Below are 8,311 nucleotides of genomic sequence, written 5' to 3' on the forward strand. Positions count from 1 at the left end.
CTCCGCGACGCCGGCCGCGCCCGTGGCGGCGCAGGGCGCTCTGGGCCCCCCCCCGGGGGGGGCCCCTTCGCAGGTCCAACGCTCGCCACAGGTCGACGGTGGGCCGCCCCGCGTGGCACCGGGGTCAGAGGTAGAGCCCGGTCTGCTCGTCAGAGATGCGTGAGGTCGCGACCGCGTGGATGTCGCGTTCTCGCAACAGGGCATAGCCCTTGGACTGCACCTCGACCTCGAGCCGCTCCTCGGGGTCGAACAGGACGCGGTCACCGACCTCGACCTGGCGGACGTTCGGGCCGACGGCCACGACCGCGGCCCAGGCCAGCCGCTTGCCGACCGTCGCCGTCGCCGGTATGAGGATGCCGCCACCGGAGCGTCGCTCCCCCTCTGTCTCGAGGGAGACGAGCACCCGGTCGTGCAGCATCCGGATCGGCAGCCCGGGAGCCGCTGCCGGGGGACGCTGCGCCACCGACGTCAACGGTTGCGACGCCGGCGAACGATGAAGGCGAGGACCGCGATCCCGACCACAGCCGCAGCAGCGGCACCGAGCCGTCCGACTCGCAGGTCGCCCTCGGGGGTGTGCGTCGCCTCGGTCAGCCTGAGCTTGAGGTCGTCCACCTGGCGTTGCACGATCACCCTCGGCTGAGCACGGTAGGCCAGCTCGTTGACGGTGGACTCGAGACGGCCCCGCGCCTCGCCGATCTCCTGCTCGATGGCACTGGGTGACATCGCGGGCTGGCTCATGTCGCTTCCTTTCGACGGCTGTCCCGACTCTATCGGCCCCTCAGGCTCAGCCGCCGAGCCCGAGGTCGCGACGTAGCTTCGCGACGTGACCGGTGGCCTTGACGTTGTAGAGCGCGTGGGTGATCTCGCCCTGCTCGTCGATGACGAACGTCGACCGGAGCACCCCCTCGACTGTCTTGCCGTAGAGCTTCTTCTCCCCGTAGCTGCCATAGGCCCTGTGCACCGAGAGGTCCTCGTCCGACAGGAGCCGAATCGTCAGGTGGTCCCGCTCCCGGAACTTCGCGAGCTTGGTGGGGCTGTCCTTGGAGATGCCCACGACCTCGTAGCCGTCCCGCCTGAGGGACTCCAGCGAGTCGCTGAAGTCGCAGGCCTGTGTCGTACAACCCGGTGTCATCGCCGCCGGGTAGAAGTAGGCGATGACCTTGCGGCCCGCGAAGTCGGCCAGCGCCACGGTGGCCCCGGCGTCGTCCGGCAGGCTGAACTCGGGTGCCTTGTCACCGGGCTCCAGACGGTCGCTCATCTCTTTCTCCTTCGTCAACTCCGGAAGTCGGGTGCGGACGGCGGGACTTGAACCCGCACGCACAAGGCACAGGAACCTAAATCCTGCGTGTCTGCCAGTTCCACCACGTCCGCGCGGCCACCACTGTAGTTGCCGCGGCCACCTCGCTCGCGGCGACCGAGCCCAGCCATCTCACTGGACCCGGACGGTGACGGTGTGCCAGCCGCTCGCGCCGTCGGGAGCAGGGGGCGCCGTCGTGGCGGTCTGCACCTGACCGGTGCCGTCGGTGGCCCGTACCCGGATGGTGTGGCTGCCGCGCGGCGCGTCCCACTGCAGGACCCACTGTCGCCACGCGTCGGTGCTCGCGTCGGCCGCCAGGCGGGCCTGCTGCCAGGGCCCGTCGTCGAGCTGCACCTCGACCCGGGAGATGCCCCGGTGCTGAGCCCAGGCAACGCCGGCGATCGCGACCCTCCCGGCCGGGACGCTCGACCCGGTGCGGGGCACGTCGATCCGGGACTCGGTCTTGACCGGCCCTCTCGCCGCCCACCCGCGCGGGGTCCAGTAGCCCTCGTCCGCGGCGAAGGTCGTCACCTTCAGCTCGGTCACCCACTTGCACGCGGACACGTAGCCGTACAGACCGGGCACCACGACGCGGACCGGGAAGCCGTGCTCGAACGGCAGCGGCTGACCGTTCATCCGGACCGCGAGCAGGGCGTTGCGATCGTCGGTCAGGGCTCCGAGCGGCGTGCCACACGTGAAGCCGTCCGCGCTCGTCTGCAGGACCATGTCCGCGCCGGCTCTCGGCCCGGCCATCGCGAGCAGGTCGCGCACCGGCCAGCCCGTCCACGTCGCGTTGCCGACGAGGTCTCCACCGACCTCGTTCGATACGCAGGTCAGGGTGACGAGGGCCTCGGTCATCTCCTTGTCCTGCAAGGTGTTCCAGTCGATCTCGACCTCCCGATCCACCATCCCGGTGACCCGCAGCCGCCACGAGTCGGCGTCGATGCGGGGCACGACGAACGCGGTGTCGATCCGGTAGAACGCGTCGTTCGGCACGATGAACGGCGCCAGTCCCGGCACCTTGAGATCAGCACCCGCTGGGATCGACACACGGCTGGCCACCCGCAGCGGACCCACGGCGGCCGTCCGCGAGGCGGTGGCCCGAGCGGCGTGCCCTCCGACGGTCGAGCCGATGTATGCCGCTGTCCCACCCGCGATCGTCCCGAGCACCAGGCGTCGGGTCGGGTTCGTCGTGACGGCCGGAGGGGTCGGCTGGGTGCCGCGCGCGAGGTACCACAGCCCCACGAGCACTCCCACGATGGTCGGGACCGCGTCGGTCGGCGACGCGCCGGGCCGGCTCAGCACTGCCACCAGCCCGATCCCACCCACGAGAGCGAACGCCGTAAGGGCCCACGGGACCCGCCATCGCAGCAGCACCCCCACGGCGGCACAGATCACCGTGAGGACGACGAGCATGCCGACGAGGAGAGCCAGCTTGTCGTGTGTGCCGAACGTGGTGACCGCGAAGTCCTTGAGCCAGGGCGGAGTCCGGTCGATGAAGGCCCCTGCTACCGCAGCGACGGGTGACGGCTGCCCGCCGCTCGCGCCGACCACGGTCATCAGGGCGGCGAGCAGCGTGGCGATGCCGGTGGTCAGCAGGCCGGCGACGATCCCGTCGATGGCCGACAGCACCGGCGGTCGGCGCTGCCCATCGCTCGTGAGCGCCCCCGCAGGGCCGCCATCGGTCATGTCGTCAGCAGCTCCTTGAGGTGGGGGGCAAGCCCCCGGAAGGCGAGGAAACGGTGTGACACCCCATTCTTCTCCTCCGCGCGGTACTCGGCGAGGGTCCGCTCGTGGCCGTCGTCCTGGCCGGCCGGCACGAAGATCGGGTCGTAGCCGAAACCGCGGTCGCCCCGCGCAGCGCGCGCCACGGCTCCCGGGAGAGACCCGATCTCGACCGCGGAGCGCCCGTCCGGCAGGACGAGGGCCGCGGCGCAGACGAAGGCGGCGGCGCGGTGCTCGTCGCGCACGTCACCGAGCTGAGCGAGCAGGAGCTCGAGGTTCGCGCGGTCACCGCCACCGCCGGACCAGCGGGCACTGAAGATCCCCGGGCAGCCGCCGAGGATCTGCACGGTGAGCCCGGAATCGTCGGCAAGGGCGGGTAGCCCGGTGGCGCGGGCCGCCGAGGTGGCCTTGAGAATGGCGTTCTCGACGAAGGTGATGCCGTCCTCGACGACGTCCGGGGCCTCGGGGAACTCGTCGAGCCCGACGATCTCGGCGCCGAGACGGGCGCACGCGTCGGACAGGATCTCGCGTAGCTCCTCGACCTTGTGGTGGTTGCGGGACGCCAGGACGATGCGGCTCACTCGCCCGCCGCCTCGGTCGGTGCCTCCTCCGCGCTGCCCGGGTCGGCGGTCCCACCGGCCAGCGATGTGTGCTGTCGCACGGCCAGGTCTGCGCAACCCTTGGCCGCGAGGTCGAGCAGGCGGCCGAGCAGGTCGCGGTCGAACGGCTCGCCCTCGGCCGTTCCCTGGACCTCGACGAAGCGGCCGTCGCCGGTCATGACGACGTTCATGTCGGTCTGCGCGGTCGAGTCCTCCGGGTAGTCGAGGTCGAGGACGGCCTGACCGTCCGCGACGACGCCGACCGAGACGGCGGCCACGGATCCGGTCAAGGGTCGCGCCTGCGCGCCGATCATCCCGTGGGCCCGGGCATACTCGACCGCATCGGCGAGGGCGACCCAGGCACCGGTGATCGCGGCCGTCCGCGTGCCGCCGTCGGCCTGCAGGACGTCGCAGTCGAGCACGATCGTGTTCTCGCCGAGTGCCTTCGTGTCGATGACGGCGCGCAGGCTCCGACCGATGAGGCGGGAGATCTCGTGGGTGCGTCCGCCGATGCGGCCCTTGACGCTCTCACGGTCCGAGCGGGTGTTCGTCGCGCGGGGAAGCATCGCATACTCGGCGGTGACCCAGCCGGCCCCCTTGCCCTTGAGCCAGCGCGGCACGCCCTGCGTGAACGAGGCCGCACACAGCACGCGGGTGCGACCGAACTCGACCAGGACGCTCCCTTCGGCGTGGTCGAGCCAGTTCCGCGTGATGCGGACCTCGCGAGTCTGGTCGGGTGCTCGCCCGTCGTGTCGCTGCGTCATGGCGGCAAGGCTAACCGTCGCTCTCAGAGCTGGTAGGTCGCTCCCGGTTTGGCGACCTCGACTGGCCCGGACCACACCTGCTGTGCCTGCTCGCGGCACTGCTCCGGGTCGTTCCAGGCGGGGATGTGCGTGAGCATGAGCCGCCGCACGCCTCCGGCTCGGACCGCGGCCTGGGCCGCCCGGCGCCCGGTGAGGTGGATGCCCTGGACGGCGTCGCGGCCCTCGACGAACGCCGCGTCGGCCAGGACGAGGTCGGCCCCGGTCATCAGCGGCGTGAGAGCCTCGCACAGGTCGGTGTCACCGGTGTAGGCCAAGGTCCGGCCCTCTGCCTCCACACGGAAGCCGTAGGCCTCGACCGGATGGCGCACCCGCAGCGCGGTCACGGTGAACGGGCCGATCCTGAAGATGGCCCCGTCGGACAGGTCGTGGAAGGCGAACACGCCGAACACGTTCTCGACGTCGACGCTGCCGTAGACCCGGGCGAGGTGCTCGCCGGTGCCGGCCGGGCCCCACGTCGGCAGCACGTCCCGGCCAGGCCCACCGGGGACGTACTTCATCATCACGTAGAGGCCGCACAGGTCGACGTAGTGGTCGACGTGCAGGTGGCTGAGCAGCACGGCGTCGACCTCGTAGGGGCGGATGTGCCGCTGGAGTGCACCGAGGGCGCCGTTGCCCAGGTCGAGCACGATGCTCCACGTGCGGCCCTGGTGCTCGCACTGCACGAGGTAGCTCGAGGCCGGCGACTCTGGTCCGGCGAACGAGCCCGAGCAGCCGACGATCGTCACGTCCACGGGCACGAGGGTAGGTGCTGGAGGGGCTGCCTCGTGGCCCGGCGAGCCGTCACCTGCGTCACACTCTCGGACCCGGCTCCCCCATGAGCGCCACCGTCAGCGTCTCCTGGAGCCACGTGAGGAAGTCGTACCAGGCCACGGCGTATCCCGTCGGCTCGTCGTCGTCGAGGTCGTCGAGGGACTCGTAGAGCGCATCGGCGTCCTCCTCGGTGCGCAGGCCGAGTCTCTCGCCGAGCAGCAGCCGCACGTCGGTGAGCGCCATGACGAACGCGGCCGCCTCACGATGGTCGAGCACGACACGGCCTCGCCGGGTCGCTCGGAGCCGCGCCAGTGCCACGTCGAGGTTGCCGCTCTTGCGTTGTCGCAGGCCTTCCTCGGTGAGCCGCCGGAACTCGGCCGCGATGGCGTCGTCGCCTCGGTGTCCGGCAGGCAGGAGGCGGTCCAGGGCGGGGTCGCGCGCCTCGCCCGGGCCCGCTTCGGCGACGCGCCCGCCGCCGAGGGAGACGCCCAGCGACGCGACGAGATCCCCCCACTCGTCGCCGGTCGGCTCCACCTCGGGCGCGAGCAGGACGCGGGTCTGCTCCATGAGCCCGGCCAGGACGGTCCGCTCGCTGTCGTCGAGAACAGCGACGTATCGGCTTCCGTCGCGAACGAAGGCGCGGGCCATCACTCGTCCTTCTCGAAGGTCGCCCAGAGCCCGTAGCCCTGCAGTGCCTCGGCGTCGCGCTCCATGGACTCGCGCGGCCCGTTGGAGACGACGGCCCGGCCCTTCTCGTGGACATCGAGCATGAGCCGCTCCGCCTTGGACCGCTTGTAGCCGAAGTAGGTCTGGAAGACCCACGTGACGTAGGACATCAGGTTGACCGGGTCGTTCCACACGATCGTCACCCAGGGCACTTCCGGGGCGAGCAGCCCGCCGGTCTCCGCGACCTCCTCCTGCGTGGGAGCGATCGACATCGCGATCGTCAGGCCGGGTAGCACGCGCACGAATCCACCCTAGGCCCCGCCCAATAGGGTGTGGACCGTGACCACGCACTCGTCGCCGAGCACGGCGCTGCTGACGGACCACTATGAGCTGACCATGGTGCAGGCCGCCCTCGAGTCCGGTGAGGCCCACCGTCGCTGCGTGTTCGAGGCCTTCGCCCGGCGCCTGCCCAACGGCCGGCGCTACGGGGTGGTGGGGGGCACAGGGCGGCTGCTCGAGGCCGTCCAGGGCTTCCGCTTCGGCGAGGACGAGCTGCGTTTCCTGAAGGACAACAAGGTCGTGGACGACACGACGATCGAGTTCCTGTCCACCTATCGGTTCACCGGGAAGGTGAGCGGCTACGCCGAGGGAGAGTGCTACTTCCCCGGCTCGCCCGTCCTCGTCGTCGAGGCGACCTTCGCCGAGGGCGTCGTCCTGGAGACCGTGGCCCTGTCGGTCCTCAACCACGACACGGCCATCGCGTCGGCGGCCTCCCGGATGACCTCGGCGGCGGGCGACCGGCCCTGCATCGAGATGGGAGCCCGCCGGGCGCACGAGGAGGCGGCCGTCGCGGCGTCGCGAGCGGCATACATCGGCGGCTTCACGGCGACGAGCAACCTCGAGGCGGGACGCCGCTACGGCGTGCCGACGACCGGCACGGCGGCGCACTCGTTCACGCTGCTCTACGACTCGGAGCGGGCCGCGTTCACCGCTCAGGTCACCTCCCTGGGCAGGGGGACGACGCTGCTCGTCGACACGTACGACGTGCGCCAGGCGGTCGAGCTCGCGATGGAGGTGGCGGGCCCGGAGCTCGGGGCGGTGCGACTCGACTCCGGCGACCTGCTGAGCCAGGCCACCGAGGTGCGCGCCCAGCTCGACGCGGCCGGCAACCGGGACACGCGGATCATCGTCACCTCCGACCTCGACGAGTTCGCGATCGCCGCGTTGGCGTCGGCTCCGGTGAGCGGCTACGGCGTCGGGACGGCCCTCGTGATGGGGTCTGGCGCGCCGACCGCCTCGATGGTCTACAAGCTCGTCGCGCGTGAGAGCCGTGCCGGCCGGCTCGAGGGGGTTGCCAAGAAGAGCAAGGGCAAACGGTCGGTGGGCGGGCGCAAGTGGGCCATGCGGCGACGCAACGAGCACGGCGTCGCGACGGCCGAGGTCATCGGGGTGGGACGAGCCCCGAGCAGCGACGGCGACGACCGGGCCCTGATGACCCCGCTCGTGACCGATGGTGAGATCGTGGGAGCGGAGGAGCTCACCGCGGCCCGCGACCGGCATGCGGCCGCGCTCGCGGAGCTGCCCCCGGCCGCGATGCAGCTCTCCCGGGGTGAGCCGGTCATCCCGACGCTCTACGAGGAGCACGAGTGAACACGCAGGACCCCCGGCCGGGCACCACCGCCCTGGTCATCGTCGACGTCCAGAACGACTTCTGCGAGGGGGGCTCCCTCGCGGTGGCCGGCGGATCCGAGGTCGCGGGCGGCATCGCCCGGCTGGTGCGCGAGCACGCCGGCGACTACGACCACGTCGTCGCGACGGCGGACTGGCACATCGACCCGGGCGAGCACTTCTCGCAGGCGCCCGACTACGTCGCGACGTGGCCGGTGCACTGCGTCGCCGAGAGCGCCGGCGCCGCCTTCCACCCCAACCTCGTCCCGGCTATGGGCGCGGTCGAGGCGGTCTTCCGCAAAGGGCGGTATGCCGCCGCCTACAGCGGGTTCGAGGGGCGCGATGACGATCCGGCGGGCTCGACGCTCGCGGAGTGGCTGCGCGAGCGAGGTGTGAACCGCGTCGATGTCGTCGGCATCGCCACCGACCACTGCGTACGGGCCACCGCGCTCGACGCGCAGCGCGAGGGCTTCGACACGCGGGTGCTGCTCGGCCTCACGGCCGGGGTCGCCAGGGCGACCACGGAGGCCGCGCTGGGCGAGCTCGAGCGGGCGGGCGTCGGGCTCGAGGGCAGCCCGCTCGTGGCCGAGGCCGGCTGAGTCGTCAGTCGTTGACCAGGACGGCCCGGGCCTCGCGCACCGTGATCCTCGTGGCCGGACCGGCGACCGTCACCGTGTCCGGGACCGGCTCCCAGCCCGAGCCGTCGAGCGAGAAGTCCGCACCCCACGTGGTCTGCACATGCACCGGGAACTCGCCCCGGTCCAGGTACGTGTGCGTCACGT

The 8,311-nt window shown here is 71.6% G+C and carries 11 protein-coding genes and 1 tRNA gene; 2 read left to right on the plus strand and 10 right to left on the minus strand.

Annotated features, from left to right (window positions below):
- Window positions 1–124: 124 nt before the first annotated feature.
- The 10 genes from L0H79_RS18405 to clpS form a co-directional block, all read right to left on the minus strand.
- The gene (locus L0H79_RS18405; protein ID WP_301486108.1) at window positions 125–418 is read right to left on the minus strand and encodes a co-chaperone GroES; all 294 of its coding nucleotides are present in this window, start codon (window positions 416–418) and stop codon (window positions 125–127) included.
- A 50-nt stretch (window positions 419–468) separates the two neighbouring features.
- Window positions 469–738: a DUF3618 domain-containing protein gene (locus L0H79_RS18410; RefSeq protein WP_301486099.1), complete on the minus strand. Its 270-nt coding sequence runs from the start codon at window positions 736–738 to the stop codon at window positions 469–471.
- A gap of 46 nt (window positions 739–784) precedes the next feature.
- On the minus strand, window positions 785–1,258 hold the full coding sequence (gene bcp, locus L0H79_RS18415) for a thioredoxin-dependent thiol peroxidase (protein ID WP_301486100.1): 474 nt from the start codon (window positions 1,256–1,258) through the stop codon (window positions 785–787).
- A gap of 32 nt (window positions 1,259–1,290) precedes the next feature.
- A tRNA-Leu gene (locus tag L0H79_RS18420) sits at window positions 1,291–1,371 on the minus strand.
- A 58-nt stretch (window positions 1,372–1,429) separates the two neighbouring features.
- The gene (locus L0H79_RS18425) at window positions 1,430–2,986 is read right to left on the minus strand and encodes a molybdopterin-dependent oxidoreductase (RefSeq protein ID WP_301486101.1); all 1,557 of its coding nucleotides are present in this window, start codon (window positions 2,984–2,986) and stop codon (window positions 1,430–1,432) included.
- Complete coding sequence (locus L0H79_RS18430; protein ID WP_301486102.1) at window positions 2,983–3,603, minus strand: non-canonical purine NTP pyrophosphatase; 621 nt, start codon at window positions 3,601–3,603, stop codon at window positions 2,983–2,985. The genes L0H79_RS18425 and L0H79_RS18430 overlap by 4 nt, the downstream gene beginning before the upstream one ends.
- Window positions 3,600–4,385 carry a ribonuclease PH gene (gene rph, locus L0H79_RS18435; protein WP_301486103.1) on the minus strand — a complete coding sequence of 262 codons (786 nt, stop codon included), beginning with the start codon at window positions 4,383–4,385 and terminating at the stop codon, window positions 3,600–3,602. The genes L0H79_RS18430 and rph overlap by 4 nt, the downstream gene beginning before the upstream one ends.
- A gap of 23 nt (window positions 4,386–4,408) precedes the next feature.
- A complete protein-coding gene (locus L0H79_RS18440) occupies window positions 4,409–5,176 on the minus strand; it encodes an MBL fold metallo-hydrolase (protein ID WP_301486104.1) in 768 nt (255 codons plus the stop codon).
- A gap of 58 nt (window positions 5,177–5,234) precedes the next feature.
- Window positions 5,235–5,843, minus strand: a complete 609-nt coding sequence (locus L0H79_RS18445; protein ID WP_301486105.1) for a DUF2017 family protein — start codon at window positions 5,841–5,843, stop codon at window positions 5,235–5,237.
- The gene (gene clpS / locus L0H79_RS18450; protein ID WP_301486109.1) at window positions 5,843–6,133 is read right to left on the minus strand and encodes an ATP-dependent Clp protease adapter ClpS; all 291 of its coding nucleotides are present in this window, start codon (window positions 6,131–6,133) and stop codon (window positions 5,843–5,845) included. The genes L0H79_RS18445 and clpS overlap by 1 nt, the downstream gene beginning before the upstream one ends.
- Window positions 6,134–6,200: 67 nt before the next feature.
- On the opposite strand from clpS, the gene L0H79_RS18455 reads away from it, so the two are divergent.
- Entirely contained in the window at window positions 6,201–7,511 is a 1,311-nt protein-coding gene (locus L0H79_RS18455) for a nicotinate phosphoribosyltransferase (RefSeq protein WP_301486106.1), read from the plus strand.
- Entirely contained in the window at window positions 7,508–8,128 is a 621-nt protein-coding gene (locus L0H79_RS18460) for an isochorismatase family protein (protein WP_301486107.1), read from the plus strand. Before L0H79_RS18455 ends, L0H79_RS18460 begins: the two co-directional genes overlap by 4 nt.
- The last annotated feature ends 183 nt before the right edge of the window (window positions 8,129–8,311 follow it).

The organism is Intrasporangium sp., from assembly GCF_030452765.1.
GTDB lineage: Bacteria > Actinomycetota > Actinomycetes > Actinomycetales > Dermatophilaceae > Intrasporangium_A.

Excerpts from the sequence above, each read along its gene's own strand:
- L0H79_RS18405 (WP_301486108.1), bottom strand. The coding sequence starts at position 418 with ATGCTGCACGACCGGGTGCTCGTCTCCCTCGAGACAGAGGGGGAGCGA.
- L0H79_RS18410 (WP_301486099.1), bottom strand. The coding sequence starts at position 738 with ATGAGCCAGCCCGCGATGTCACCCAGTGCCATCGAGCAGGAGATCGGC.
- bcp (WP_301486100.1), bottom strand. The coding sequence starts at position 1,258 with ATGAGCGACCGTCTGGAGCCCGGTGACAAGGCACCCGAGTTCAGCCTG.
- L0H79_RS18425 (WP_301486101.1), bottom strand. The coding sequence starts at position 2,986 with ATGACCGATGGCGGCCCTGCGGGGGCGCTCACGAGCGATGGGCAGCGC.
- rph (WP_301486103.1), bottom strand. The coding sequence starts at position 4,385 with ATGACGCAGCGACACGACGGGCGAGCACCCGACCAGACTCGCGAGGTC.
- L0H79_RS18445 (WP_301486105.1), bottom strand. The coding sequence starts at position 5,843 with ATGGCCCGCGCCTTCGTTCGCGACGGAAGCCGATACGTCGCTGTTCTC.
- clpS (WP_301486109.1), bottom strand. The coding sequence starts at position 6,133 with ATGTCGATCGCTCCCACGCAGGAGGAGGTCGCGGAGACCGGCGGGCTG.